Below are 26,924 nucleotides of genomic sequence, written 5' to 3'. Positions count from 1 at the left end.
CAGGTCCGCAATGTTGTGGGGAGAGGTTTAATCTTAGGCCGTGGCGGCCGCGTTGGCCAGTGCGGCTTCGGCAGCCAGTTTAGCCTGGCGAAGCCGCCGGGCCCGCCTGCGGTCGCACCATCCTTGCGTGAGGCGCTCGGTGGTCGCCTTGATCGAGGACAACAGGCCGAACAGCGTCAGCGCGGCACCGAGGAGCCACAGCGTGAGATCGAACGCGCCGCCGACGAGCAGCAATGCACCGCGCCCCAGCAGCTTCATGATCGCGCGCGTCTTGCTGCCTTGTGCTTCCGCCAGCCGCGCCGCGCGCGCGACATCCTTCGGACCCTCGGCGATGCGCAAGGTATCCATGGCGCCGCGCGTGCCTGATTTCTCGGCCACGCGCGTGACGTCCTTGCCAAGCCGGACCAGCGCACCCGCCTTCTCGACGCGGAACGCGGCCTTGATCGCATTCACCGTCTCGCCCGGCCGCAGCACCGAGCCGGAGGCGACCGCGTTCTGGAGCATCGGCGTATCCACCACCTCGCGCGCGGACCGGCCGGCCCATTCGGCGAGACCTTCGCCGAGCCGTCCGACCTTGCGGGCATCCTTCACCAGCGTCAGCCCGGCACGAACAGGCGCGGCGCCGCCGGCGGATACGTAGGTCACGGCGGTCACCGCGAGACCCGCGGTGGCAAGACCAAGCACCAGGCGATCGGTATCCTCGCCCATCGCAAGATGCTTGCCCTCGCGCACGACGTCCCTGATATCGCCGATCACGAAGAGATCGCCGGCGACCGTCCCTGACAGGCTCGCGACATCTTCGGCATTGCCGGTGACGAGACCGGTGGCGAAGCGCTTGGCGAAATGCGAAGAGGAGTTTTCCGACTTGACGGCGTCGCTGACCCGGCCGAGCAGGTCGTCGGGCAGTGCGATGTTGCGGTCACGCGCGAGCGCGACAAAGCTGTCGGCGAGGTCGGCATCATCAGCATTGAGAGCAGTCTCGATATTGTCCTGAACCAGGCGATCGTTGTTCGCGAGGGTCGCATCGAGCTTGAGTTCGGACAGCGCCGCCGGATCATCCTGGGCGGCGAGGATAGCGCCGGCCTGCCGGGCATGCGGCGCTACCTGCGCGAGCACAAGGCTGCATGCAGCAATTCCTGCCAACGCTGAGCTGATTCGCAGCCACTTCATGCTGAAAGCCTGGACATTGGCAGAATCATTTTGCGCCTGATGGTTCGTCTTTCGTCGCAATTTCGCGTGTCCACAGACATAGTATGCCAAAATTGCGACACAACGTCCCCGACGAAAGAAGGGCTTCTCTGAGGCGACAAGATTGTGTCGAATTTGCATGAGCAAATGAGCATGGGGCAATTGCGAACCTTTCGGTTCCGCCGGGCTAGCAATCACTTGCACCCATCAGTATGGTCCGCGGCGTCGATAATATGCCGCGTCACTGCTGATTGTGTCTGCCGCCATTGCCACTCCAGGATGAACTACGATGTCCGACCATGTCGTCCCGCACTTCCATAACGATGCCGGTGTCCCCGTCATCGAGATCGGCTCGCAAGAGTTCATGTGCGTCGGCGCCAACCCTCCGTTCGATCATCCGCACGTCTTCCTGGACCTCGGCAACGACAACGAGATCATCTGCCCGTACTGCTCGACGCTGTACCGCTTCGCCGCCGATTTGAAGGCGGGCGAGGCCCGTCCGCCGGAATGCGTCTTGAAGGACAAGGTGGCCTGACCGTCCCCCTCGGTCAGGGGTGGCTCTCCCGCGAACGATCGTCATTGCCGGTGCCGGCATCGGAGGATTGACGGCTGCGCTCGCGCTCGCGGCCCGCGGTTTTCGCATCGTCGTGCTGGAAAAGGCCGAGCGGCTCGAGGAAGTCGGCGCCGGCCTGCAACTCTCTCCCAATGCCAGCCGCGTGCTGGTCGAGCTCGGCCTCGCCGAGCGGCTGAAGCTGCGCGCCGTGGTCCCGGACGCGGTGTCGATCATGAGCGCGCGCGCCGGCGGGGAGCTGTTGCGGATGCCGCTCGGTGATGCGGCGTCAGCGCGCGCCGGGGCGCCCTATTGGGTCGTGCACCGCGCCGACCTGCAATCGGCGCTCGCGGGCGCAGTCGCTGATCATCCCGATATCGATCTGAAGCTGGGCGCGACCTTCGAGGATGTCGCGCCTCACGCCAAGGGACTGACAGTCGTCCATCGCAGCGGCACCATCAGGCGCAGCGATCTCGCCAGCGCGCTGATCGGCGCCGACGGCATCTGGTCGACGGTGCGCCAGCATCTGTTTCCCGAGGTGCAGCCGCGCTTCTCCGGTTTGATCGCCTGGCGCGGCACGCTGGATGCCACGCAATTGCCGAAGGATTTTACAGCGCGGCGGGTGCAGCTCTGGATGGGCCCGAACGCGCATCTGGTCGCCTACCCCATCGCCGGCGGACGCCAGCTCAACGTGGTGGCGGTGCTGCCGGGCACCTGGAACAGGCCGGGCTGGAGTACGCCCGGCGATCCCTTCGAGGTGATGGAGGCCTTCGCCGCGCCGCGCTGGCCGCCGACGGCGCGGATGCTGCTGGCCGCCGTCGACAGCTGGCGCAAATGGGCGCTGTTCGGCGTGCCCGACGGATGCCCCTGGAGCAAGGGCCCGGTCGCGCTGCTCGGCGATGCCGTGCATGCGATGCTGCCGTTTGCCGCGCAAGGCGCCGGCATGGCGATCGAGGATGCAGCCATGCTCGCCCGGCATCTGAGCCTCGATACGGCCGAGGACACGGCCGGCATCACCGCGGCGCTGACCCAATATGGTCGTGCACGTCAGGCTCGTGTCAGGAAGGTGCAGCAGACCGCGCGGCAGCAGGGCCGCATCTATCATCTGGGCGGCCCCTTCGCGATCGCGCGCGATCTCGTGATCCGCGCGCTGGGACCTGAGCGCATGCTGGCGCGGCAGGACTGGATTTACGGCTGGAGGCCCTAGCGTTTCGGCGCGGGCTTGATGTCCGGCCGTTGGGGCGCGGTCGCCGCCGACGCCGCAGCAGGCGGTGTTTCCCGGCACCTGTTGCGGCGCCACGCATCCTCGGCCAGCTGCGCCATCCCACGGACCGCGATATAGTCGTTGCGATAGGCGAGCTCGGACACGACCGCGCCGCCGGTCCCGGTCTCGGCCTTGTCCATCAGCTTCTGCAAATCCGCGGTACGCGTGGCGAGCGATTTGCGCTCGGCCTCGAGCTGTTTGCAGTCGTACAATTCGTATCTGGCAGGATCGGCGAAGGCTGGAGCGATCGTCTCGCTCACGCCGGCGCAGCCTGACAGCGCGAAGCCGGCCCCGACGAGCGCGGCAACCGCGCAAGGCAAGCGCAGGGAGGAGAAAGGCAAAGCAGGCATGGGTCGCAAAATAGTCCCCGTGAATTGAGAATGCCTAAAGCAGGACCAGATGTCCGGATTGAGGCTTTGCCTTGTGCCGCCGGCTCGCTTAAGGAAGAACCCCCTGTCCGGCCGAAGCGCCAGTTCCAGACGGTTGGACGGGACTTAAGTGTTTGATCTCGTTGGATCAAGCGGGCATGGCGGAATTGGTAGACGCAAGGGACTTAAAATCCCTCGGCGCGCAAGCGCTGTGCCGGTTCGATTCCGGCTGCCCGCACCACCTGCCCCGGCGCTGCCGATTGCGCCCGCAGGATGATCCAGAAGCACAGCAGCGCGATCGCCAGCTGATCAAAGCCATCTATGAAGACATACCCTGTGATCGACGCCAGCGCAGGGATGCCGACCGCAATTGCCAGGACGACGGCAAGCCCGGCTGCAGGAAGATCGACGACGAGAATGGCGGCGTAGAGGGCGATATCGAAGAAGGCATATTCCTTCAGTCGCGGGGCGCAGAGGTAGAGCGCATACATCGTCAGCACGACGAGGCGCATTGCCGGGACGGGATGCTCAATCAGCCAGCGGTCGAACCATTTTAGGGGTGATCTTGCGTCGGCCGGCCCGTGCGCAGCAACCATGCGCCAGACCGAAACAGCGAGCGGCGCGATCACGAGCGCCACCGCGGCGAAGCCATAAAGCGAGGCAGCGATCAGCTTGCTGCCGCCGAGCCCGAGACTGTCCGCGAGAGCGAGCGCGAGGAACAGAAGCGACGGATTGAGGTCGTCACCTGGCGAATGTTGCCCCGGAATCTGGCCGGAGATCGCGCTCAGCCAGCTCGGAAACAGGTTTGCGTAAAACACCGCCGAGATCAGAATCGGCAGCGCGAATGCACCGGCTGCAACAGCAATCAGCATCAGCTTGCGCGAGCGCCGCAGCGGCAAGAGATAGAGCGCAGCGAGGATCGGACAGTAGACCAGCTTGAACGAGGTCACGAGGCCGAGCAGCGCAGCCCCGGCCAGCTGCAGCGACAAGGTCTTGTTCCCCTGCCCTTCGGAACGGGCCGGACGCAGCAACAGAGCCAACGCCACCGAGGTCAGCAGGCCGCTGAAGATCGCAAAATTGCCGGTCGCCAGAATCCATTCAAGCCCGACGAAGCCGCCAAGCACGAAGATGACCCGTAGCGCGGTGTCGCGGAGGCTTCGGCGTCTCTCGCCGAGACAAGGCAACGCTAGCGCGCACAGGATGGCTAGAAAGAGATAGATGCTCTTGTAATGGGCAACCAGGACGCCGCCGGCGCAGAGCGGACGAAAAGCGTCCAGCGTCGCGGGCAGATAAGGATAGGAATACTTCGCGTCGCTGAGGTTCTTGACGAAATAGGGATCAAGCCCGGCGATATGGGCATCGACGGCGGCGCAGTTCACCCGCGCGTCCCAGCCGAAGGTCTCGTCCATGCTGAGATAGATCGCGGTAGCGACAGCGACCAGCATGGCCACGACCACGATGAGGCGGGTCAGCCAGCTCGTGCCCGGCGCATCGGCCGCATGTGGCCGCCCCGTGGCGGCGATGGATGTAGCACCGCCGCTCTTCATGGAACCAACTCTTCCCGTTGGTCGCGGGCCAGCATGCTGCGAAAATCGAACAGCATGGTCCAAAAGCAAACCAGCGCGATGGCGAGCAGAGCGAAGCTGCCCTCAAACGCAACGCCGGCAATCGAAGCCATTGCGGGGCTGGCTATGGCGACGGTCAAGACCATGGCGAGCGCCGGCGTCGAAAGATCGACGACGAGCACGGCGAGATAGAGCGCCAGCTCGAAGAAGGCATATTCCTTGATGCGCGGCGAGCACAGATAGAGGCCGTACATCGCAAGCACGGTGACGCGCATGGCTGTTTGCGGGTGATCCATCAGCCAGCGGTCGAGCCGTGCCGGGAATGATGCTCCACCGGCGGCAATTCCGAGCGCGCTCAGCAACACCAGGGCAAAGGGCGTGATCACGAGCGCGAATGCGGCAAGCGCGTAGATCGCGAACTCGATCGGCCTGCTGTCCGCGAGCCCGATATGGTCCATCAGATTCCGCGCGACCAGAAGCAGCGATGGATTGATTTCCTCCAGATGGACCGAATGCTGGTTGGGGATCTGTCCCTTAATCGCCAGCAGCCAGCTCGCGAACAGCTCCGGATAGAACACCACCGAGATCAGGATCGGTAGCGCGAAACCAAAGCCGGCCACCGCGAGAAGACCGAGTTTCCGGGCCCGTCGCAGCGGCAGGAAGTAAAGTGCGGCCAGGACGGGGCAGAACACCAGCTTGAACGACACGACGAGACCGAGCAGCGCAGCGCCGGCGGCGCGCATCAGGAAGCGCCGATCGCCATTCGCTTCGGCTGGAAGCAGCAGCGCCAGCGCAACCGCCGTCAAAAGGCCGCCCAGAATCGCAAAATTTCCGGATGCCAGCACCCATTCGAAACCGACGAACGCGCCGAGCGCACAGAGCACCTTGAGGCCGACATCGCGCAGACCCGCACGCGACCTGCGTAGTCCAGGGAGGAGCAAGCCACAGAGCGCCGCGAGGACGAGATAGAAGCCTCTGTAGTGATCGACGAGAAGGCCGCCTGCGCAAAACGGACGAAACGCGTCAAGCGTCGCCGGGAGATAGGGATAGGAGTAGGAGGTGCCCTTCAGGTTCTTGACGAAGTAGGGATCGAGCCCTGCGACATGCGCGTCGACTGCCGCACAATTGACACGGGCGTCCCAGCCGTAACCCGTTCCCAGCGCCGTGTCGTTGGCGAGATTGTAGAGCGCCAGCACGGTTACGATCGCGATCAGGGAACCAAGCCAGACATTCCGCTTCGCAGCCGTGTCGGCCGACGGCCCCAACCATCGTGTCGCACCCGTGACGTCGGACACCGCAAAATACCTGTGTGCTGCTTGAGTTCCCCCGGCGCCTGATCTGGCGTCCAGTCGGCACACAGTGGACAGGATTTGTTGCGGATTCATCTTCCCAAGCGGTTGTCGCCGCTCTTATGGTGAATCCCTGGTTTCCAACCCCTGCAAGGGACGGCAGGTCAACCTGACCTTCCGGCGCGGGCGGCCAGCCAGGCATCGAGCGCCTCGCGCGTGTCCTGCGTCGCCGCCATCCGCGCGAACTGCTCGCTCTCGATGGCGAGCCCCTCCGCGATCGAAGCGTTGAGGCCGCGCGTGGCCGCCGTAATGACCCGGGCCACCGCAAGCGGCGAATGCCTGATGATGCGATCAGCCAGCGCCAGGGCGGTATCCAGCAGCTCCTCGTGCGGCACGATGCGGTTGACGAGGCCGATCTCGCAGGCACGTTGCGGCGAAAAGGAATCGCCGGTCAGGAGATGTTCCAGCGCCCGCTTGCGGCCCGCGAGTCGCGGCAGGCGCTGCGTGCCGCCGAAGGTCGGCGTGATGCCGATTGCGATCTCGGGCTTGGCAAAGCTGGCGCGCTCGCTGGCGATGGCAAGATGCACGGCTTCCGTGATCTCGCAGCCGCCGCCGAAGGCGATGCCGTTGACCGCAGCGACGATCGGCTTCGGAAACCCTTCCATGCGCGCCGTCATCGCCTGCCCGCGCCGCACGAAGGCTTTCACCGCAGCATCGGGGCCAATCTTCACGCTCTCGGCGAATTCGGCGATGTCGGCGCCCGCCGAGAAGGCGCGATCGCCGGCTCCGGTCAGCACCACGGCGCGAATGCGCGCATCATCCTCGATGCGATCGAGGATCGCCATCATCTGATCGATCAGCGCGTAGCTCAACGCATTGAGCTTGCTCGGGCGGTTCAGGGTCAGCAGCGCGACGGCGCCGCGCGTTTCCAAGAGGACGAGGTCAGACAAGAGCAGGTTCCTTCCAGATCGAACGGGAGCGGAAGTCAGCCACAGCGGAATTGTTGTGTATACTCACTAGGCAGTATACATTGCAGGCATGGCCACCAGGGGTGACAGCACACGCGAGCAGATCGTCGTTGCGGCGACGCGGCTGTTCTATGGCGAGGGCATCAGGGCGGTGAGCATGGACGCCGTCGCCGAGAAGGCCGGCGTCACCAAGAAGACGCTGTATTATCACTTCACCAGCAAGGACGAGCTCGTCGCCGAAACCATCGCAGCGAGGGACCAGCCGACGCTGGAGCTGTACATGCGCTGGTTCGCCGAGACCGATGGCTCCGTGGCCGACAAGGTCCGCGGCCTCTTCACCAAGCTCGGCAAGTCGGTGGATACGCCGAAATGGCGCGGCTGCGGCTTCCTGCGCACCATCGCCGAGCTCGCCAACACGCCGGCGCACCCGGCGGTCAAGGCCGGCGCGGCCCACAAGAAACGTTTCGAAGCGTGGCTTGAGGCGGAATTGCGCAACCAGGACATTGGCGGCGCGGCTGCGCTGGCGCGTCAGATCGTGATCCTGCTCGACGGCGCCACGACCGTGATGTTGATCCATCGCGATCTCGCTTACGTGGAGACCGCCGGCCTGATGGCGCTGGACCTGGTCGAGCGGTCCCGGCGTGCGAGCTGACTCCAGCCCCCGTCTTCACCATTTGTTGTCCCTCCCCGGCCCCGCCGGACAGCCATCCCAAAACATGGGTTGTGCGATGCAGCACGAGCCTTAGATATGACCTCTGAAATCAGAGGTGTGCTGCTTGTCCGACGTCAATGCCGACGAATGGGTGTCCTCGGGACACCGTCCGATGGGTTTTCCCGAATTCGTCATCGTGATCGCGTCCATCATGGCGCTGAATCCGCTCGCGATGGACATGATGCTGCCGGCGCTGCCCAATATCGGGGCGGCCTTCAACATTCCCAACGCCAACCATCTCCAGCTCGTGCTGTCGACCTTCCTGATCGGCTTCGGCGCCGGCCAGTTCATCATGGGCCCGCTGTCGGACCGGTTCGGGCGACGGCCGGTGCTGCTCGGCGGCATGGCAGTTTATGCGGTGGCGAGCGTGCTGGCGGTCGCGGCGCCCACCTTCGAAACGCTGCTGCTGGCCCGCGCGCTTCAGGGGCTCGGTACGTCAGCGACGCGCGTCATCGCGACCTCGATCGTGCGCGACTGTTATGCCGGCCGCCGCATGGCGAGCGTGATGTCGCTTGCAATGATGATCTTCATCGCGGTGCCCGTGATCGCGCCCTCGTTCGGACAGGCGGTGTTGCTGGTCACGCATTGGCGCGGCATCTTCGTCGTGCTGATGCTCTACGGTGTCATCGCGCTGGCATGGAGCGTGTGGCGGCTTCCGGAGACGCTACCCGAGACGGAGCGCAGGTCGCTCGCACCTGCCGACGTGCTCTCGGCGTTCCGCCAGACCGTCACCAACCGCCAGACCATCGGCTATGCGACGGCCGCCGGCAGCGTCATGGGCGCGCTGTTCGCCTTCGTGTTTTCCGCGCAGCAGGTCTTCACCGGCATCTATCATCTCGGCCATTACTTCCCGCTTGCCTTCGCCGCGATCGCGGCCGGCACCGCCGTCGCTGGCTTCCTCAACGCAAAGCTGGTCGGGCGGCTCGGGATGCGCGTGATCTCGCACGGCGCGCTATCGCTCTATGCTGCGGTGGCAGGCGTGATGCTGCTGACCGAGATCCTCGGCGTGCTGCCGCTGCCCCTGTTCATGGCGCTGTCGGCGCTGATGATGTTCTCGTTCGGCATGATGGTTGCCAATTTCACCGCGCTCGCGATGGAGCCGCAGGGGCATATCGCCGGCACCGCCTCCTCGCTCTACGGCTCGATCACGACGCTGATTGGCATCGTGGTCGGCACCGCGATCGGCCAGAGCTTTGATGGCACGCTGCTGCCGTTCTCGATCGGCTTCTTCCTGTCGACGCTCGCGGCGCTCGCAATCGTGATTGTCGTCGAGAAGGGACGGCTGTTCAAGCCGCATCATCGCCCGATCGTGTGAGGAACCTCGAAGGCGCTTCGATGTTGTCCTGCAGCAATTCGAGAGGCCGCTTCAATGGAACTGGAACAGCGCGACGAACGTCGCAAGTCGAACCGGCAGCCCGCCGAACCCGCGGCATCGCGCGCTGAACAAGCCGCAGTCGACCCGCCCTTCGCCAGCGAGGGACTCGAACAGGTCCGCGACAGCCACTGCTGAACGCTCTCGATTATCGTTGTGAAGCGCTTGCTTCACGCGAATCGGCACCCGCTTCGCTCGAAAACGATTCAGTCCAGGCCGCGCTTGCTCGCACTGAAATCCTGCGCGGCGCTCTCGGGCGATGCATCACCGTTCGCGCGCGGCGGCACGATCATCATCACCACGTCCCGAGACAGGCCGGTTCGGCCCCACAGCGAGGCCTGCACGGTGAACTCCCGTCTGACGAATGTCGCGGTGCGCGAGGTCACCCATTCCATCCAGCGAGCGCAATCGTCCTGACCCTTGAAGCAGAGTGCGGCCCAGCCGCGATCCAGTGTCGTCCTGCGCGGCAGCCCCCAATTGTGCTGATGCTCGAATGGACGCGCGTAGAGCGGATGGTCGGGGCTGTAGAATGCGGTGGCGAAAGCGAGTGAATCGTCGCCACTGACGGCTCTGAGGGGCTCGCCGGTCAGCTCGTGCCATTGTCTTGTGAGCTCGCTTGCGGCTTGCGCGTAAAGATTCCGTCCCTCTTCGTAGCCGTTGATATTGCGATAAAAGTCATGGATGGGGGCCGCGACCAGGACGGCGACCAGCGCAACACCTGCAACGATGACCGTGACATTGACGGTGTAGAAGCGCTCGATCGGGTAGCGAGCGCCGCAGACGATGAGCACGACGAATAGAAACAGCCCCTGCAGGGCCCATAGCGACGGCAGATCAGTCCCCATCGCGAGCGAGGTCAGAACCGGCAGGACGATCGTGCCGATGGCGACGTAGAAGAGAAGCCGAAGGCCCGCGCTCATCGCAACAAAGTCGGCCGGAAATTGTTTCAGGCGCGTGCCCGATATCATCACCCAGATCAAGGCCGCAGCGCTGATGGCCGCGATAAGCCCCAGCAGGAAGTTCTTCACGTCACTGAGCGAGCTGACAGCATTGCCATTGGCATGGGCCAGCGCGTAGCCGAAGGTCGACGCTCCCGTGGTCGCAAGCCAATAGATGTGCGGCGACAGCACCGCGAGCCCGGTCAAGGCCGAGATCCAGGGCGAAGCCGAGGTGAAATAAGCGCGACGCGAGGGGTGCGCCAGCGCCGCAACCGCAAAGCTCGCGACCAGAAAGATCGAATAGTATTTGCCGACCATGGCGAGCGCCGCGGTGCACCCGGCCGCGACCGCCCAGAACACCGACCGTGTTTCGAACGCGCGCAGAAAACACCATGTGGCCAGCGGCCATGTCGCCAGCAGCACGGAGTTGGCGTTGAAGCGCTGGGCGTGGAATTGATAGGCCGGCGTCAGCATCAACAACAGCAGCACCAGGATGCGCTTGTGTCCGGTGACGAATTGCCGCGCCACGCAGTCGACGAAGAACAGCGCGAGCCCCGCATTCACCATCGCCATCAGTTGCAGCGACACGTCGCCGACCGGGGATACGAAGGTCCAGCTTGCTGCGACCCAGCCCATCAGCGGCGGATGCTTGTGATAACCGAAAGCGAAATTCCGCCCCAGCGTCCAGGCCTCGAGCGTGTCGGGGTGCAGACCGCCACCGGCATAGGCGATGGCAAGATACAGCGTCCAGCTTGCGACGAAGCACGCAATAAGAAGTGGTACGGCCCAGCCCGCCTCCACACCATCGAGCCAGCGCAGCAACGGGCGCCGCCAGCGCGCCGGCGCGCGATCCGACCGTTCGGCCATCGCCTGGAATGCAAAATCGATCGGCACGAGACTCAAATCAAAGAAGGGCAAGCGGTGCTGGCAAACCATCTATTTCAGATCAGAAACAAATAGCAACAATTGGAAACCGGAAGAGTTAAAGGCGCCCCGCTTTCAGTGAAGGGCTCCCGCCGTAGGAGGAACGGCAAAAGACAACGGCGCCGCTGACGACAGCGGCGCCGCGTGTCGATGCTATGAGGTTGCGGGAGTTCCCTTATCCCTGCTTCGTCACTCCGACTTATCGATATTCCAGAACACCGGGGTCGCGGGGCCCTCGATCACGCCAGACAGCGACTTCCGCCACGCGCTCGGCGATTGATACTGGCCGAGCGGTATGTACAGCACCTGATCGTAGGCTTCCTTCTGGATCTCGGCCGCGATCTTCTTCTGCTCATCGAGCGAAGCCGCGCGAACGAACGCGTCCTTGAGCTGCTCGACCTTGGCGTCCTCCGGCCAGCCGAACCAGCCGCCCTTTTTGCCCTGCCCACCGACGGCGATGTTGGAAATCGGGTTCGAGGCGTCGGCGCTGACAAAGTTTGTGACGAACATGTCCCAGCCGCCCTCCTTCGGAGGCTTCTGGCTGGCGCGCCGGCTTACCACCGTCTGCCAATCGGTGGCCTGCAAATCAACCTTGAAGCCGGCTTCGCGTAGTTGCTGGGCCATTACGATCGGTTGAGCCTTCAGCGTCACGACGTCGCCCGGCGCCATGAGCACAACCGGTGTCCCGTCGTAGCCGGACTCGGCGAGCGCCTTTCTGGCCGCAGCCATGTCGCCGCCCTTCGCGAGGACCTCACCGCCAATCTCCGTCGCGAACGGCGTGTCGCAGATGAAGGCCGCAGCGCACGTCTTGTAGTATTTGGGATTGCCGATCAGCGCATCGAGCACGTCCTTCTGGTTGACCGCCATGAATGCTGCGCGACGAACCTTGACGTTGTCGAATGGCGGATGGAGGAAATTCATCCGCGCGCCAGTCTGGAATCCGAACTTGTTCAGGATATCAACCTTGAGGTCCTTGTCGGCCTCGATGGTAGGCAACATCTCGATGGCAGGCACTTCCATGAAATCGATGTCGCCCGACTGCAGCGCGTTCAACGCCGTCTGCGCGTCCGGCATGGTGATCCATTCGACGCGGTCGACCTTCACCACCTTGCCGCCCGCGGTCCAGCTCGGCGGCTCCTTGCGCGGAACGTAGTCGGTGTTCTTGACATAGACCGACTTCACGCCCGGCTGGAATTCATCCTGCACGAACTTGAACGGGCCGGAGCCGATCTGCTCGGGGATCTGCTTGTCCACCGGCGTCTCGGCCAGACGCTTCGGCATCATGAAAGCGACCCGCGAGGACGGCTTGCCGATCGCATCAAGCACGAGCGCGTAGGGCTCCTTCAGCTTCAACGTGATCGTCTTGGGGTCGGTCGCCTCGATGCTCGCGGTGAACAGCATCATCTGCTGCCCCATGCTGTCGACCGCGGCCCAGCGCTTCAGCGAGGCAACGCAATCTTCCGCGGTGACGGGCGCGCCGTCATGCCATTTCAGGCCGTCGCGCAGCGTGAATGTATAGGTGAGCTTGTCGTCAGAGATTTTCCAGTCCGCCATCTGCGGCTGAATCTTGAAGTTCGAATCCGTCGCGATCAGCGTGTCGAAGACCATGTAGCCATGATCACGCGCGATATACGCGCTGGTGAAGATCGGATCGAGGATGCGCAGATCCGAATGCATCACGGCGGTGATAGTCTTGCCGGCCGCAAGCACCGGCGAGGCGATGGCCGTGGAAAGCGCGACGACCGACAGCGCAAGTTTGGAGGCGAACGTGCGACGCCCCCGCCGCATGAGTTGGAACATTGAAGCCCTCCTGGCGAGAGCGGCACCGCTGCAAGCACGGCGCTGCGCGATGGAAAAGACGAAGGGCGCGGAATGCGCCCTTCGCTCGTTTCGACCTGGTCTTACTCCGACTTGTCGATGTTCCAGAAGATCGGCGTTGCCGGACCGTCGAGCACGCCGGACAGCGACTTCCGCCAGGCGCTCGGCGCCAGATACTGACCAAGCGGGATGTAGATCACCTGGTCATAGGCTTCCTTCTGGATCTCGGTCGCGATCTTCTTCTGATCGTCGAGCGAGGCAGCGCGGACGAAGTCGTCCTTGAGCTTCTCGATCTTGGCATCCTCCGCCCAGCCGAACCAGCCGCCCTTCTTGCCCTGGCCGCCGATCGAGAGATTGGAGATCGGGTTGGACACGTCGGCGCTGACCCAGTTGGTGAAGAACATGTTCCAGCCACCCTCCTTCGGGGGCTTCTGGCTGGCGCGGCGGCTCACCACCGTCTGCCAGTCGGTCGCCTGCGCATCGACCTTGAAGCCAGCTTCGCGGAGCAGCTGCACCGCGACCGTCGGCTGCGCCTTCAGCGTCACGACGTCGCCGGGCACCATGACGACGACGGGCGTGCCGTCATAGCCGGCCTCGGCGAGCAGCTTCTTGGCTTCCGCCATGCCGTTGCCCTTGACCAGCGATTCGGAGCCGACGTCGGTCGCGAACGGCGTATCGCAGATGAAGAAGGCGCCGCAGATCTTGTAGTACTTGGGATTGCCGACGAGCGCGTCGAGCACGTCCTTCTGGTTCATCGCCAGAAGCGCGGCGCGACGGATCTTCGGATTGTCGAAGGGAGGATGAAGGAAGTTCATGCGACCGAGCGTCTGGTAACCGAACTTGTTCAGCGTCTCGACCTTGAGGTCGGGATTGCCTTCAAGCACCGGCAGCAGGTCCCACGGCGGCACTTCCATGAAGTCGATGTCGCCCGACTGCAGCGCATTCACTGCGGTCTGCGAGTCCGGCATGGTGATCCACTCGACGCGGTCGACCTTCACCACCTTGCCGCCCGCGGTCCAGCTCGCCGGCTCCTTGCGCGGCACGTAATCAGGATTCCTTTCGTAGACCGCCTTCACGCCCGGCTGGAATTCGCCCTGTACGAACTTGAAGGGACCGGAGCCGATCTGTTCGGGAATCTGCTTGTCCGGCGGTGTCTCGGCGAGGCGCTTCGGCATCATGAAGGCGACGCGCGAGGACGGCTTGCCGATCGACTCCAGTACAAGGCTGTAGGGCTCCTTCAGCTTCAGCGTGATCGTTTTCGGGTCGGTGGCCTCGATGCTCGCAGTGAACTGCATCATCTGCTGGCCCATGCCGTCGACGGCGGCCCAGCGCTTCAGAGAGGCGACGCAGTCCTCCGCCGTCACCGGCGTGCCGTCATGCCACTTCAGGCCGTCGCGCAGCGTGAAGGTGTAGGTGAGCTTGTCGTCCGAGATCTTCCAGTCCGCCATCTGCGGCTGGATCTTGAAGTTCGAGTCTGTCGCGATCAGCGTGTCGTAGACCATGTAGCCGTGATCGCGCGTAATGTAGGCGGTGGTGAAGATCGGATCGATGATGCGCAGATCCGAATGCATCACGGCGGTGATGGTCTTGCCCGCTGCAAACACCGGCGAGGCCATCGCCGTTGCAAGCGCGACGACCGACAGCGCAAGTTTGGAGGCGATCGCGCGACGCCCCATGCGCATCAAGTGGAACATATAAAGTTTCTCCTGGCGTGAAACTGTTCAAAGGCGGATTATTGGTTGAGCATTTGGTTCGTTCGTTAGGCGAACTAACCTCGTGCAATGCCTTTATCTTTTCGAGACTTGCAGACAGTCCTGAGCGCGTCAATCCGGTTTCGGCGCAGGCCCTTGCGGCGAACGCGCGGGCTCTACAAAGTCCGGATTGGCTCTACAACTCAACTCCGCTCGTCCTGCCTGCCAGTCTTGCCTGCGCCGATGCAATGCGCATTCCATCTTTCGAAGCTTGAGAGACTTTAAGATGAATCCAGCCAATCTTCCCTTCGATTCGGAGACGATGCTCGCGGGCCTGCGCACCTGGGTGGAATGCGAAAGCCCGACCTGGGACGCGAGCGCGGTGAACGGCATGCTCGATATCGCAGCGCGGGATATGGCGATCATGGGTGCGACCATCGAACGCATCGCCGGCCGTCAGGGCTTTGGCGGCGTCGTTCGCGCGCGTTTTCCCCATCCGAAACAAGGCGAGCCGGGCATCCTGATCGCTGGACATATGGATACCGTCCACCCGGTCGGCACCATCGACAAGCTGAAATGGCGCCGCGAGGGCAACAAATGCTACGGCCCCGGCATCTACGACATGAAGGGCGGCAATTACCTGTCGCTGGAAGCGATCCGCCAACTGGCGCGCGCGTCCTTCACGACGCCCCTGCCGATCACCATCCTGTTCACGCCGGACGAGGAAGTCGGCACGCCCTCGACGCGCGACATCATCGAGGCGGAGGCTGCGCGGAACAAATATGTGCTGGTGCCCGAGCCCGGCCGCGCCGACAACGGCGTCACCACCGGACGTTACGCCATCGCGCGTTTCAATCTTGAAGCGACAGGGCGACCGAGCCACGCCGGCGCGACCTTGTCGGCCGGACGCTCGGCCATCCGCGAGATGGCGCGGCAGATTCTTGCGATCGACGCGATGACGACGGAGGACTGCACCTTCTCGGTCGGCGTCGTGCACGGGGGGCAATGGGTCAATTGCGTTGCAACGACTGCCACCGGCGAAGCGCTGTCGATGGCCAAGCGCCAGGCCGATCTCGACCGCGGCGTCGAACGCATGCTGGCGCTGTCGGGCACCACCAACGACGTCGCCTTCAAGGTGACGCGCGGCGTGACGCGGCCGGTGTGGGAGCCGGATGCGGGCACCATGGCGCTGTATGAAAAGGCGCGCGGCATCGCCAAATCTCTCGGCGCGGAATTACCACATGCGAGCTCCGGCGGCGGCTCCGACGGCAATTTTACCGGCGCCATGGGCATTCCGACTCTCGACGGCCTGGGTGTGCGTGGGGGCAATGGCCACACGCTGGAAGAGTATATCGAGGTCGAGAGCCTCGTTGAGCGTGGCCGCCTGATGGCGGGGCTGCTGGCGACGCTGGAGTGATCGCGAAGCCGTTCTGTAGGGTGGGCAAAGGCGCGCTTGCGCCGTGCCCACGACCTTTCGCCGACTACAGCGAACGGTGGGCACGCTCCGCTTTGCCCACCCTACGAAGACTGGCCGCACTGCAAAATCTGTGGCCCTGATGGCACAGGAATTGCTGAAATGTTAGGCTGATGGCAGAACGGGCCATGACCGCTGCCGCCGATTTGACTCTCATCTGACGGGATCCAACTTGCTCGGATATCTCCTCCGCCGAATTTTCGCCGCCGTGCCTGTGATGGGCGTCGTCGCGCTGTTTGTCTTCCTGCTGCTGCGGCTGACGCCCGGCGACCCAGCCGCGATCCTCGCCGGCGACAATGCGACGCCGGAACGGCTGGAGCGCATCCGCACCTCGCTCGGCCTCAACGAGCCCTTGATCGTGCAGTTCATCACCTGGGTGAACAAGCTGCTGCACGGCGATCTCGGCACCTCGCTGATCTCGAACCTGCCGGTCATGAAGATGATCGGCCAGCGCGTCGAGCCGTCGATCTCGATCGCGCTCTCGACCATCATCCTCGCCGTCATCGTCGCCGTGCCGCTCGGCGTCATCGCGGCCTGGAAGCACGGCACCTGGATCGACCGCTTCGTGATGGGCCTGTCGGTGCTCGGCTTCTCGGTGCCGGTGTTCGTGGTCGGCTATGTCCTGATCCAGGTGTTTGCGATCGACCTGCGCTGGGTGCCGGTGCAGGGCTTCAAGAGCATCAGCGCGGGCTTCGGGCCGTTCTTCGAGCGCATCATCCTGCCGACCTGCGCGCTGTCCTTCATCTACATCGCGCTGATCGCGCGCATGACGCGCGCGGCCATGCTCGATGTTCTGGGCGAAGACTACGTGCGAACGGCGCGCGCCAAGGGCATCAACGAGGTCGCGGTGATGCTGCGGCACGCGCTGCGCAACGCCGCGGTGCCCGTGATCACCGTGATCGGCACCGGCTTTGCGCTTTTGATCTCCGGCGTCGTCGTCACCGAGAGCGTGTTCAACATCCCCGGCATCGGCCGCCTCACCGTCGATGCGGTGCTGGCCCGCGACTATCCGGTGATCCAGGCGATGATCCTGCTGACCTCGCTGATCTACGTCGTCGTCAATCTCCTGATCGACGTCGCCTACACGCTGCTCGATCCCCGCATCCGGTACTAAGGCTAAGGACAAGAACAACGATGACAGTCGATAGCCTTCCCCAATCCTCGATTCCGATCACGTCGCCGCTGCGGCCGCGTCTCGGATTCCTCACCTCGACGCCGATCATCGCGGCGGCCACGATCCTGCTCGCGCTGATCGTGCTGATCTCGATCCTGGCGCCGCTGATCGCGCCGCATGATCCGATCCAGCTTGCGCCGTCGCAGAGGCTGAAGCCCTCGTCCGCGCAATTCCTGCTCGGCACCGATGCCTATGGCCGTGACCTGCTGTCGCGCGTCATCTATGGCGGCCGCATCTCGCTGCTGGTCGGCATCGGCTCGGCGATCCTCTCGATCACCATCGGGCTCGCGATCGGTCTCGTCTCCGGCTTCTTCAAGCTGGTTGATTCCGTGATGATGCGCATCATGGACGGCCTGATGGCGATGCCGAGCATCCTGCTTGCGATCGCCGTGGTCTCGCTGTCGGGCGCCAGCATCTGGACCGTACTGGTCGCCATCACCATCCCCGAAATCCCGCGCGTGGCGCGCCTGGTGCGCTCGGTCGTGCTGTCCGCGCGTGAGGAGCCCTATGTCGAGGCCGCGATCTCGGTCGGCTCCAGCCTGCCGAAAATCATGTGGCGGCACCTGATGCCGAACACGATCGCGCCGCTGATCGTCCAGGGCACCTATGTCTGCGCCTCCGCGATCCTCACCGAAGCCATCCTCTCCTTCCTCGGCGCCGGCATCTCGCCGGAGACGCCGACCTGGGGCAACATCATGGCCGAGGGGCGCCAGTATTTTCAGCTCAAGCCGACGCTGATCTTCTGGCCGGGCCTGCTGCTCTCGATCGCCATCCTCAGCATGAACCTGATCGGCGACGCCGCCCGCGACGCCCTCGATCCCCGCATGAAGCAGCGGGAGGGCAAGTGATGGCCGATCAAATGACCAACCCCGTCCTCGACATCAACAACCTCGTCGTCTCCGTCGGCAAGAAGCCGAACGGAGCAAAGATCATCGACGGCATCTCGATCCAGGTGCACGAAGGCGAGACGCTATGCCTCGTCGGCGAAAGCGGCTCGGGCAAGTCGGTGACCTCGCTGACCACGATGGGCCTGCTGCCGAAGGGCACGCTGGTTCCATCAGGCGGCAGCGTCAAGCTCGTCGGCGAGGAGATCCTCACCGCGACCGATCGCCGCCTGCGCCAGTTGCGCGCCACCAAGATGGCGATGATCTTCCAGGAACCGATGACCGCGCTCAATCCTGTCGTGCCGGTCGGCCGCCAGATCGACGAGGTGCTGCGCGCCCACACCAAGCTCGATGCGAAGGCGCGCAAGACGCGCATCCTCGACATGATGGAGCAGGTCCACCTGCCCCAGGTCGAGCGCATCTTCGCCTCCTACCCGCACCGCCTCTCCGGCGGCCAGCGCCAACGCATCATGATCGCAATGGCATTGGTGCTGGAGCCGAAGCTCTTGATCGCGGATGAGCCGACCACCGCGCTCGACGTCACCACGCAGAAGCAGATCCTGTCGCTGATCCGCGAGCTCCAGCGCGATCACGGCACCGCGGTGCTGTTCATCACCCATGACATGGGCGTGGTCGCCGAGATCGCCGACCGCGTCGCTGTCATGCGCCAGGGGCGCCTGGTCGAAACCGGCCCGCTCGACACCGTGCTGCGCAATCCCACGATGGAATATACCCGTAACCTGCTGGCCGCCGTGCCGAGCCTGGTGCCGCGGCCGCCGCGTGAGGAGAGCAAGGAACCGATCGTGCTCGAGGCCAACGACCTCAGCAAGATCTACAAGGAGCGCGCCTTCTTCGGCAAAGGCCGCGAAGTCGTCGCCGCCGACAAGGTGACGCTGACCCTGCGCAAAGGCCGCACGCTCGGCATCGTCGGCGAAAGCGGCTCCGGCAAGTCGACGGTGGCGCGCTGCATCGTCCGCCTGATCGATCCGACCTCGGGCGGCGTGCGCCTTGCCGGCCGCGAGATCTCCGACATCTCGCGCCGGCTGCTGCAGCCGCATCGGCAGAAGATCCAGATCGTGTTCCAGGATCCCTACCGCTCGCTCAATCCGCGCGTGACCGTCGGCGAGAGCATCGCCGAAGGCCCGATCAATTACGGCGTCTCGCATGCGAACGCGATGAAGCGGGCGCGCGAGCTGCTCGAGCTCGTCGGCCTGCCCGCCGACGCGGTGTCGCGCTATCCGCACCAGTTCTCCGGCGGCCAGCGGCAGCGCATTGCGATTGCGCGCGCGCTGGCGCTCGATCCTGACGTGCTGGTCGCCGACGAAGCGGTCTCCGCGCTCGACGTCTCCGTGCAGGCGCAGGTGCTGGACTTGCTCGACGAGATCCAGAAGCGGCTCGGCATCGCCATCCTGTTCATCACTCACGATTTGCGCGTCGCTGCGCAAATCTGCGACGAAGTCGTGGTGATGCAGCACGGCCGCGTCGTCGAACAGGGCCCCGCCGCCGAAGTGCTGACGCACCCGCAGGAGGCCTACACCCGGGCGTTGCTCGAAGCGGCGCCCGGCCGCGGCTGGGACTTTGCGAACTTCCGGCCGGTGTCGGAGGGCGTGGTGGCGACGGCCTAGTCAGTCCCCTCCGTCGTCATTCCGGGGCATCGCGAAGCGATGAGCCCGGAATCCATCAAGCCGCAGAGTCTGTCGCCCAATGGATTCCGGGCTCGCGCTGCGCGCGCCCCGGAATGACGGGGGAGCAGCATTCCCAAAACGATCTGACCCTATGCGCAGCGCGATTGCTTCCCGCCTTGCTCTCCTCGCAAAGCCAAGGCTAACGTCGCGCACTTTCAATCGGCTGGAGATGCTTTGATGACACGTATCGCCGTCGGCGGCTTCCTGCACGAGACCAACACCTTCGCGCCGACGAAGGCGACCTACGCCGACTTCCAGCATGGCGGCGGCTGGCCGGCGATGACTGTAGGCCCCGACGTGCTGAAGGTGATGCGGCGCATCAATGTCGGGCTGGCCGGTTTCGTCGACAGCGCTGAAGCCAATGGTTGGGAACTGGTTCCGACGATTGCCTGCGGTGCGAGCCCGTCGGCGCATGTCACGAAGGATGCGTTCGAGCGCATCGTGAAGGTGATGGTCGACGGCATCGCGGCCGCGGGCCCGATCGACGCCGTCTATCTCGATCTGCACGGCGCCATGGTCACCGAGCATCTCGACGACGGCGAAGGTGAGATTCTGGCGCGCGTACGCCGCGTCATCGGCAAGGATGTTCCGCTGGTCGCAAGCCTCGATTTGCACGCCAACGTCACGCCTGCGATGATGGAACATGCGGACGCGCTGATCGCCTACCGCACCTATCCGCATATCGACATGGCCGAGACCGGCCGCGCCTCGGCAAAACATCTTGCCCTGCTCCTGAAGACGACGCTTCGCTTCGCAAAGTCATTCCGCCAGATACCGTTCCTGATCGCGATCAGCTGGCAATGCACCGACGACTTCCCCACCAAGGGCATCTACGAGAAGCTTGCTGCGCTGGAGAACGATGCGGTTCCGACGCTGTCTTTCGCGCCGGGCTTCCCTGCCGCTGACTTCCGCGATTGCGGGCCGAGCGTGTTCGCCTATGGCAAGACGCAGGAAGACGCCGATCGCGCCGCCGACGCAATCGTCAAGCTGATCGAAAGCCACGAAGACGATTTCGACGGCAAGATCTGGTCGCCCGATGACGGCGTGCGCCACGCGATGGAACTCTCCAAGAACGCGAGCAAGCCGATCATCATCGCAGACACCCAGGATAATCCCGGCGCCGGGGGCGATTCCGACACGACGGGCATGCTGCGCGCGCTGGTGCGCAACAAAGCGAGCGCTGCGACCGGCGTGATCTACGATCCAGAATCCGCCAAGGCCGCGCATGCGGCGGGCGTCGGCGCCGCCGTCACGCTCTCGCTCGGCGGCAAGTCGGGCATCGCCGGCGACGAGCCCTACACCGAGACCTTCGTCGTCGAAAAGCTCTCCGACGGCCGCTTCATCGCGCCCGGCCCCTACTTTGGCGGGCGCGAGATGGAGATGGGCCTCTCCGCAGCCCTGCGCATCGGCGACGTCCGCGTCGTCGTCTCCTCGCACAAGGCGCAGCTGGCCGACCAGGCGATGTACCGCTATGTCGGGATCGAACCGACGAAGGAAAAAATCCTGGTCAACAAGAGCTCGGTGCATTTCCGCGCCGATTTCGAACCGATCGCTGAACAGCTGATGATCTGCGCCGCCCCCGGCGCGATGCCGGCCGACACCGCCTCCCTGCCATGGACGCGCCTGCGCCCAGGCATCCGCATCAAGCCGAACGGCCCCGTTTTCAATCCCCCTTCACGCTAACCGGACAGGATCACATGCCCACCATTGAACGCATCGACGGCTATGCCGACGAACTCACCGCTATCCGCCGCGACCTGCACGCCCATCCCGAGATCGGCTTCGAGGAAGTGCGTACGTCCGGCATCGTCGCCGACAAGCTGACGAGCTGGGGCATCGAGGTGCATCGCGGTCTCGGCGGCACCGGTGTGATCGGCGTGATCAAAGGCAAGGGTTCGGGCAGCAAGCGTATCGGCCTGCGCGCCGACATGGACGCGCTGCCGATGGAAGAGAACACCAATCTGAAATGGAGCTCGAAAATCCCCGGCCGCTTCCACGGTTGCGGCCATGACGGCCACACCACCATGTTGCTCGGCACCGCGCGCTATCTCGCCGAGACCAGGAATTTCGACGGCACCGTGCACCTGATCTTCCAGCCGGCCGAGGAAGGCCTCGGCGGCGCCCGCGCCATGATCAAGGACGGCCTGTTCGAGAAGTTTCCGTGCGACGAGCTCTACGGCCTGCACAACGCGCCCGACCTCAACCACGGCGAAATCGCCATCCTGCCCGGCCCGGCCATGGCCAGCGCCGACTTCTTCGACCTCCGCATCACCGGCTATGGCGCGCATGGCGCGATGCCCGAGCGCTCCAAGGACGCGGTCGTGATCGCGACCACGCTGGCGCAGGCGATCCAGACCATCGTCAGCCGCAACGTCGAGCCGCTTCAGGCTGCTGTCGTATCTATCACCCAGATCCATGCGGGCTCCGCCTACAACGTGATTCCGGGCGATGCGCATCTGTGCGGCACCATCCGCACCTTCTCGAAGGAAGTCCGCACCCTGGTCAGCGAACGCATCCGCACCATCTGCGCCGGCATCGCCAGCGCCTATCAGTGCGTGATCGACGTCGACATCCGCGACACCTTCAACGTGCTGGTCAACCAGGTCGAGCAGTCCAAGGTGGTCGAGGACGTCGCGCGCACCGTTGTCGATCCCGCCAAGGTGATCACCCGCAGCCAGCCGAAGATGGGCAGCGAGGATTTTGCCGACATGCTGGAGACCATTCCCGGCGCCTATTTCTGGGTCGGCCATGACGGCTCCGTGCCGGTGCACAATCCCGGCTTCGTGCTCGACGACAAGATCCTGCCGATCGGCGCCAGCATGTTCGCCCGGATCATCGAAACGCGCATGCCGGTCGGTTAGCAATGAAGAAGAGCGCCGCGGAGGCGGTCACATCGCTGCACGATCTCTCCGCGGTCGATCTGATCGCGGGCTATCGGGCCAAGCAATTCTCGCCGAGCGAGGTGCTGGAGGATTTGCTCGCGCATGTCGCTGCGTGGGAGCCGCATCTGAAGGCGCTCTATGCATTCGACCCTGAAAGTGCGCGCGCGGCCGCAAAAGCCTCGACCGCGCGCTGGACCGGGGGCGAGCCCTCTGGTCCGCTCGACGGTGTGCCTGTCACGGTGAAGGACAACATCGCGACCAAGGGCGTGCCGGTGCCGCTGGGTGCCGCGAGCGTCAGATTGGTCCCAGCCGAGAAGGACGCCCCACCCTCCGCGCGGCTGCGTGAGGCAGGCGCGATCATCTTCGCCAAGACCACCATGCCCGATTATGGCATGCTGTCCTCGGGACTCTCTTCGTTCCATGCGCTCGCGCGCAATCCCTGGGACCTCTCCAAGAACCCCGGCGGCTCCAGCGCGGGCGCCGGCGCTGCGGCAGCGGCCGGCTATGGTCCGCTGCATCTCGGCACCGATATCGGCGGCTCGGTGCGCCTGCCCGCCGGCTGGTGCGGCCTCGTCGGCCTGAAGCCGAGCTTTGGCCGCGTGCCGATCGATCCCGCCTATGTCGGCCGCGTCGCCGGCCCGATGACCCGCACCGTCGATGATTGCGCGCTGATGATGAGCGTGATCGCCAAGCCCGACCGGCGCGACGGCACGAGCCTGCCCGCCGAACCGCTGAACTGGAAGGGCCTGGAGAAGTCGCCGCGAAAACTGCGCATCGGCCTGATGCTCGATGCCGGCGTCGGCCTGCCGGCGGAACGGCTCGTCCGCGATGTCGCGGTGAAGGCTGCAAAGGCGTTCGAATCCGCCGGTGCCGTCGTCACCGAAGTCGACGGCATCCTCACGCGCGAGATGCTCGACGGTCTCGACAATTTCTGGCGCGCACGGATGTGGGATGACCTTTCGAAGCTCGCGCCAGCCGAACAGGCAAAGGTGCTCCCCTATATCTTCAAATGGGGCGCCTCCGGCGCAAACCTGTCGGGCGTCGACGTCATCAGAGGCTTCAATCAGACCATGGCGATCCGCGCGGCGGCATCAAGACTGTTCTGCGAGCTCGACTACGTGATCTCGCCAACGGCGCCGAACGTGAACTATGCGGCGGACTGGGCCTCACCCACCAACGATCCGATGCGGCCGTTCGAGCACATCTGCTATACCGTGCCGTGGAATATGTCGGAGAACCCCGCCGTCTCCATCAATGGCGGCTTCGATGACACGGGTTTTCCGATCGGCGTACAGATCGTCGGCCGCCGCTTCGACGACATCGGCGTGCTCGGCATGGCCAAGGCGTTCGAGGGCCTGCGCGGGGCGCAAAGGCCGTGGCCCAAGCCGCCGGCGAAGTAGATGCCCAGTCCGCGCAAGACGGACAGCGGCGAGCGTGCGTCTCGTCTCATCGAGACCGCATTCAAGACAAGGAAGGAAACCACGCCATGGCGTATGAGACGATCAAGTACGAGGTCGCCGAGCAGATCCTCACCATCACGCTGAACCGGCCCGACAAGCTCAACGCCTTCAATGCGCAGATGCAGGCCGAGCTGATCGACGCGTTCGACGCCGCCGACAAGGACGACAATGTCCGCGCCATCATCGTCACTGGCGCCGGCCGCGGCTTTTGCGCAGGCGCGGATCTCTCGTCGGGCGCTGACACCTTCGATCGCGACGCGCGGCGCGGGCCGGTCAAGCGCTTAGCCGACGGCAAGGTCGATTACAGCAATCCGCAGGTGCGCGACGGCGGCGGTCAGGTCACCTTGCGCATCTTCAAATGCCTGAAGCCCGTCATCGCCGCGGTGAACGGTCCCGCTGTCGGCATCGGCGTCACCATGCAGCTTGCGATGGACATCCGCATAGCCTCGGAGGCCGCGCGGTTCGGCTTCGTGTTCTCCCAGCGCGGCATCGTGCCGGAGGCGGCCTCGAGCTGGTTCCTGCCGCGCATCGTCGGCATCTCGCAGGCGCTGGAATGGTGTTACTCGGGCCGCGTCTTCCCGGCGCAGGAGGCGCTTGCCGGCCGTCTCGTCAGCAAGGTCGTCGCGCCCGACGATCTGCTGCCGACCGCCCGCGCGCTCGCCAAGGAATTTTGTGCCAAGACAGCGCCAGTGTCGGTGGCGCTGATCCGCCAAATGATGTGGCGCATGATGGGCGCGGACGATCCCATGGAAGCGCACAAGGTCGACAGCCGCGGCATCTATGCCCGCGGCCGCTCGGAGGATGTGAAAGAAGGCGTGGTGTCGTTCCTTGAGAAGCGGCCGGCGCAATTCAAGAACAAGGTGTCGAGCGATATGCCGGACTATTTCCCGTGGTGGACGGAGCGGGAATACAAGTGATGCTCTTGTAGGGTCGCAAAGGCGCCCTTGCGCCGCGCCCACGATCTTTGCGTGATGGATACAGATCGTGGGCACGCTTCGCTTTGCCCACCCTACGTTACCTTCATTGCATCACCAGCGCCACGCGCCCGATCGCCTTGCGATCGAGCAACAGCCGCATCGCCTTGGCACAGTCCTCCAGCGGCAGCCGGTGCGAGATGTTGGGGCGCAGCTTGCCCTCCTCTGCCCATTGCAGCAGCGCCTTCAGCCTGATTTCGCCGAGCGCGGGATTTTTCCGCACCGCCTCGCCCGCGCGCACGCCGAGCACGCTGGCGCCCTTGATCAGCAGAAGATTGGTCTTGGCCGAGCCGATGCCTCCGGTGAAGCCGATCACCAGGAGCCGCGCGCCCCAGGCGATGCAGCGCATCGAGTCCTCGAACACCTGCCCGCCGACAGGATCGAACACGACGTCGGCGCCGCGACCGTCGGTGATGCGCTTGACGGCATCGCGAAACGGTTCGCGGTCGTAGCGGACGAGATGATCGGCGCCGCGTGATTTCGCAATCGCAAGCTTCTCATCGCTGGAGGCGGTTGCGATGACGGTGGCGCCCAGCATCTTGCCGATCTCGACGGCGGCAAGGCCGACGCCGCCGCCCGCACCGTGCACCAGCAGCACCTCGCCTGGTTCGACTCGGCCGCGATCGATCAGGGCGTGATAGGCGGTGCCATGGCCCGCGAGATAGGTCGCGGCTTCCGCATAATCGAAGGTCGACGGCATCGGCGTCAGCTGCGAGGGCATCACCACCGCTTCATCCGTGAACGCACCGTGGCGCATCTTCACGATGACCTTGTCGCCGACCGAAACACCCTTCGCCTCCGCGCCAACTTCGATCACATCGCCGGCGGCTTCCATGCCGGGCGTGAACGGCAGCTCGGGCTTGAGCTGATACTCGCCGGCCGCCATCAGCACATCAGGGAAATTCAATCCGGCAGCACGGATGGCGATCCGCACCTCGCCCGGCTCCAGAGCGCGCGAGGGAAACTCTTCCAGCCGCAAGATCTCGGGCGCGCCGAGTGCGCGGCAGACGACAGCCCGCACCATCAGGCCGCGCTCGCCTTGCTGCGCAGCAGCGCCTCGCGGATCAGCGGCAACCGGTCATTGCCAAAATACATGTCGGTCTTGTTCACGAAGATCGTCGGCGAGCCGAAGCCGCCGCGGGCAACGACCTCTTCCGTGTTGGCCTTGAGCTGGTCCTTGATCGCCTGCTCGGAAATGCCGGCGAAGAATTTCTGCTCGTCGATGCCGACCTTCTTGCAGATTTCGGCCAGCACCGCATCCTGCGAGATGTCCTTGTCGCCGCCCCAATAGGCCTCGAATACTGATGTTGCGAACGGCACCATCTCGTTGCCGAGCCAGATGCAGCCGCGCATCGCCTTGACGCTGTTCACCGGGAACACCGTCGGCGGCATCTTGATCGCAAGCCCTGCCGAGCGCGCCCAGTCGGCAAGGTCCTTCTTCATGTAGCGCGCCTTCAACGGCACCGGCTTCTCACGCTGCGCGTAGACGCTCGGATTGACCGTGTTGAAGATGCCGCCGACCAGGATCGGCCGCCAGATGATCTCGGCGCCGAGCTCTTTCGCCAGCGGCTGGATGTTGTGGAAGGCGAGATAGGTCCAGGGGCTGGAGCAGTCAAAGAAGAATTCGATCATGGTGTTTTTCCTTATGTATCTTGTCCCGCTCTCCCCGTCATTGCGAGGAGCGAAGCGACGAAGCAATCCAGAGTCCCTCCGCCGAAAGATTCTGGATTGCTTCGCTGCGCTC

Annotated in this window: 25 protein-coding genes and 1 tRNA gene; 17 read left to right on the top strand and 9 right to left on the bottom strand. The window is 64.4% G+C overall.

All coding sequences use genetic code 11. The annotated features are described in order from the left end of the window. Positions 1 to 33 precede the first annotated feature (33 nt). The gene (locus L6639_RS35380) at positions 34 to 1,170 is read right to left on the bottom strand and encodes a hypothetical protein (protein ID WP_237866234.1); all 1,137 of its coding nucleotides are present in this window, start codon (positions 1,168 to 1,170) and stop codon (positions 34 to 36) included. A gap of 307 nt (positions 1,171 to 1,477) precedes the next feature. Here L6639_RS35380 and L6639_RS35375 point away from each other — a divergent pair, with 307 nt between their 5' ends. Further along, on the top strand, positions 1,478 to 1,723 hold the full coding sequence (locus tag L6639_RS35375; protein WP_007602543.1) for a zinc-finger domain-containing protein: 246 nt from the start codon (positions 1,478 to 1,480) through the stop codon (positions 1,721 to 1,723). 19 nt (positions 1,724 to 1,742) lie between these two features. After that, positions 1,743 to 2,945 carry an FAD-dependent monooxygenase gene (locus L6639_RS35370; RefSeq protein ID WP_237866233.1) on the top strand — a complete coding sequence of 401 codons (1,203 nt, stop codon included), beginning with the start codon at positions 1,743 to 1,745 and terminating at the stop codon, positions 2,943 to 2,945. On the opposite strand, the gene L6639_RS35365 is transcribed toward L6639_RS35370, so the two are convergent. Then, positions 2,942 to 3,352, bottom strand: a complete 411-nt coding sequence (locus L6639_RS35365) for a twin-arginine translocation pathway signal (RefSeq protein WP_237866232.1) — start codon at positions 3,350 to 3,352, stop codon at positions 2,942 to 2,944. The genes L6639_RS35370 and L6639_RS35365 overlap by 4 nt on opposite strands. Before the next feature lie 170 nt (positions 3,353 to 3,522). On the opposite strand from L6639_RS35365, the gene L6639_RS35360 reads away from it, so the two are divergent. The 3 genes from L6639_RS35360 to L6639_RS35350 all read left to right on the top strand — a co-directional run bounded on the left by L6639_RS35360 (position 3,523) and on the right by L6639_RS35350 (position 4,509). Further along, a tRNA-Leu gene (locus tag L6639_RS35360) sits at positions 3,523 to 3,611 on the top strand. Between the two features lie 19 nt (positions 3,612 to 3,630). Then, on the top strand, positions 3,631 to 3,927 hold the full coding sequence (locus tag L6639_RS35355; protein ID WP_237866231.1) for a hypothetical protein: 297 nt from the start codon (positions 3,631 to 3,633) through the stop codon (positions 3,925 to 3,927). Positions 3,928 to 3,951: 24 nt separating this feature from the next. Next, on the top strand, positions 3,952 to 4,509 hold the full coding sequence (locus L6639_RS35350; RefSeq protein WP_237866230.1) for a hypothetical protein: 558 nt from the start codon (positions 3,952 to 3,954) through the stop codon (positions 4,507 to 4,509). A 404-nt stretch (positions 4,510 to 4,913) separates the two neighbouring features. On the opposite strand, the gene L6639_RS35345 is transcribed toward L6639_RS35350, so the two are convergent. Both L6639_RS35345 and L6639_RS35340 read right to left on the bottom strand, forming a co-directional pair. Continuing rightward, complete coding sequence (locus L6639_RS35345; RefSeq protein ID WP_237866229.1) at positions 4,914 to 6,230, bottom strand: hypothetical protein; 1,317 nt, start codon at positions 6,228 to 6,230, stop codon at positions 4,914 to 4,916. Between the two features lie 158 nt (positions 6,231 to 6,388). After that, entirely contained in the window at positions 6,389 to 7,174 is a 786-nt protein-coding gene (locus L6639_RS35340; RefSeq protein ID WP_237866228.1) for a crotonase/enoyl-CoA hydratase family protein, read from the bottom strand. A gap of 88 nt (positions 7,175 to 7,262) precedes the next feature. Between L6639_RS35340 and L6639_RS35335 the strand changes: the two genes are divergently transcribed. From L6639_RS35335 to L6639_RS35325, 3 genes are all read left to right on the top strand, one after another. Then, entirely contained in the window at positions 7,263 to 7,844 is a 582-nt protein-coding gene (locus tag L6639_RS35335; RefSeq protein ID WP_237866227.1) for a TetR/AcrR family transcriptional regulator, read from the top strand. A gap of 124 nt (positions 7,845 to 7,968) precedes the next feature. Beyond that, entirely contained in the window at positions 7,969 to 9,219 is a 1,251-nt protein-coding gene (locus tag L6639_RS35330; protein ID WP_237866226.1) for a multidrug effflux MFS transporter, read from the top strand. A gap of 54 nt (positions 9,220 to 9,273) precedes the next feature. Next, a complete protein-coding gene (locus L6639_RS35325; RefSeq protein ID WP_237866225.1) occupies positions 9,274 to 9,414 on the top strand; it encodes a hypothetical protein in 141 nt (46 codons plus the stop codon). Between the two features lie 68 nt (positions 9,415 to 9,482). On the opposite strand, the gene L6639_RS35320 is transcribed toward L6639_RS35325, so the two are convergent. The 3 genes from L6639_RS35320 to L6639_RS35310 all read right to left on the bottom strand — a co-directional run bounded on the left by L6639_RS35320 (position 9,483) and on the right by L6639_RS35310 (position 14,650). Then, the gene (locus L6639_RS35320; RefSeq protein ID WP_237866320.1) at positions 9,483 to 11,081 is read right to left on the bottom strand and encodes a glycosyltransferase family 39 protein; all 1,599 of its coding nucleotides are present in this window, start codon (positions 11,079 to 11,081) and stop codon (positions 9,483 to 9,485) included. A 246-nt stretch (positions 11,082 to 11,327) separates the two neighbouring features. Then, on the bottom strand, positions 11,328 to 12,938 hold the full coding sequence (locus tag L6639_RS35315; protein WP_237866224.1) for an ABC transporter substrate-binding protein: 1,611 nt from the start codon (positions 12,936 to 12,938) through the stop codon (positions 11,328 to 11,330). A gap of 101 nt (positions 12,939 to 13,039) precedes the next feature. Next, complete coding sequence (locus L6639_RS35310; protein WP_237866223.1) at positions 13,040 to 14,650, bottom strand: ABC transporter substrate-binding protein; 1,611 nt, start codon at positions 14,648 to 14,650, stop codon at positions 13,040 to 13,042. A gap of 17 nt (positions 14,651 to 14,667) precedes the next feature. On the opposite strand from L6639_RS35310, the gene L6639_RS35305 reads away from it, so the two are divergent. From L6639_RS35305 to L6639_RS35265, 9 genes are all read left to right on the top strand, one after another. Continuing rightward, the gene (locus tag L6639_RS35305; RefSeq protein ID WP_237866222.1) at positions 14,668 to 14,922 is read left to right on the top strand and encodes a hypothetical protein; all 255 of its coding nucleotides are present in this window, start codon (positions 14,668 to 14,670) and stop codon (positions 14,920 to 14,922) included. A gap of 11 nt (positions 14,923 to 14,933) precedes the next feature. Then, positions 14,934 to 16,064: a M20/M25/M40 family metallo-hydrolase gene (locus L6639_RS35300; protein WP_237866221.1), complete on the top strand. Its 1,131-nt coding sequence runs from the start codon at positions 14,934 to 14,936 to the stop codon at positions 16,062 to 16,064. 229 nt (positions 16,065 to 16,293) lie between these two features. Further along, positions 16,294 to 17,235, top strand: a complete 942-nt coding sequence (locus L6639_RS35295) for an ABC transporter permease (RefSeq protein ID WP_237866220.1) — start codon at positions 16,294 to 16,296, stop codon at positions 17,233 to 17,235. Between the two features lie 20 nt (positions 17,236 to 17,255). Beyond that, positions 17,256 to 18,143 carry an ABC transporter permease gene (locus L6639_RS35290; RefSeq protein ID WP_237866219.1) on the top strand — a complete coding sequence of 296 codons (888 nt, stop codon included), beginning with the start codon at positions 17,256 to 17,258 and terminating at the stop codon, positions 18,141 to 18,143. Positions 18,144 to 18,154: 11 nt separating this feature from the next. Further along, positions 18,155 to 19,804 (top strand): ABC transporter ATP-binding protein, encoded by a 1,650-nt coding sequence (locus L6639_RS35285; RefSeq protein WP_237866319.1) that lies wholly within the window; start codon positions 18,155 to 18,157, stop codon positions 19,802 to 19,804. A 237-nt stretch (positions 19,805 to 20,041) separates the two neighbouring features. Beyond that, a complete protein-coding gene (locus L6639_RS35280; protein WP_237866218.1) occupies positions 20,042 to 21,547 on the top strand; it encodes a M81 family metallopeptidase in 1,506 nt (501 codons plus the stop codon). A gap of 14 nt (positions 21,548 to 21,561) precedes the next feature. Next, positions 21,562 to 22,725, top strand: coding sequence for a M20 aminoacylase family protein (locus L6639_RS35275; protein ID WP_237866217.1), 1,164 nt, complete (start codon positions 21,562 to 21,564; stop codon positions 22,723 to 22,725). A 2-nt stretch (positions 22,726 to 22,727) separates the two neighbouring features. Continuing rightward, positions 22,728 to 24,146 (top strand): amidase, encoded by a 1,419-nt coding sequence (locus L6639_RS35270; RefSeq protein ID WP_237866216.1) that lies wholly within the window; start codon positions 22,728 to 22,730, stop codon positions 24,144 to 24,146. 86 nt (positions 24,147 to 24,232) lie between these two features. Continuing rightward, positions 24,233 to 25,123 (top strand): crotonase/enoyl-CoA hydratase family protein, encoded by an 891-nt coding sequence (locus L6639_RS35265; RefSeq protein ID WP_237866215.1) that lies wholly within the window; start codon positions 24,233 to 24,235, stop codon positions 25,121 to 25,123. 103 nt (positions 25,124 to 25,226) lie between these two features. Here L6639_RS35265 and L6639_RS35260 read toward each other — a convergent pair whose 3' ends face one another. Both L6639_RS35260 and L6639_RS35255 read right to left on the bottom strand, forming a co-directional pair. Continuing rightward, on the bottom strand, positions 25,227 to 26,204 hold the full coding sequence (locus L6639_RS35260) for an NADPH:quinone oxidoreductase family protein (RefSeq protein ID WP_237866214.1): 978 nt from the start codon (positions 26,202 to 26,204) through the stop codon (positions 25,227 to 25,229). Continuing rightward, positions 26,204 to 26,812 (bottom strand): 2-hydroxychromene-2-carboxylate isomerase, encoded by a 609-nt coding sequence (locus L6639_RS35255; RefSeq protein ID WP_237866213.1) that lies wholly within the window; start codon positions 26,810 to 26,812, stop codon positions 26,204 to 26,206. Before L6639_RS35255 ends, L6639_RS35260 begins: the two co-directional genes overlap by 1 nt. Positions 26,813 to 26,924 lie beyond the last annotated feature (112 nt).

The organism is Bradyrhizobium zhengyangense (assembly GCF_022012555.1).
Classification (GTDB): Bacteria; Pseudomonadota; Alphaproteobacteria; order Rhizobiales; family Xanthobacteraceae; genus Bradyrhizobium; species Bradyrhizobium zhengyangense.
Note: the sequence above shows the minus strand (reverse complement) of the source record. Positions and strands in the feature narration are given on the sequence as shown.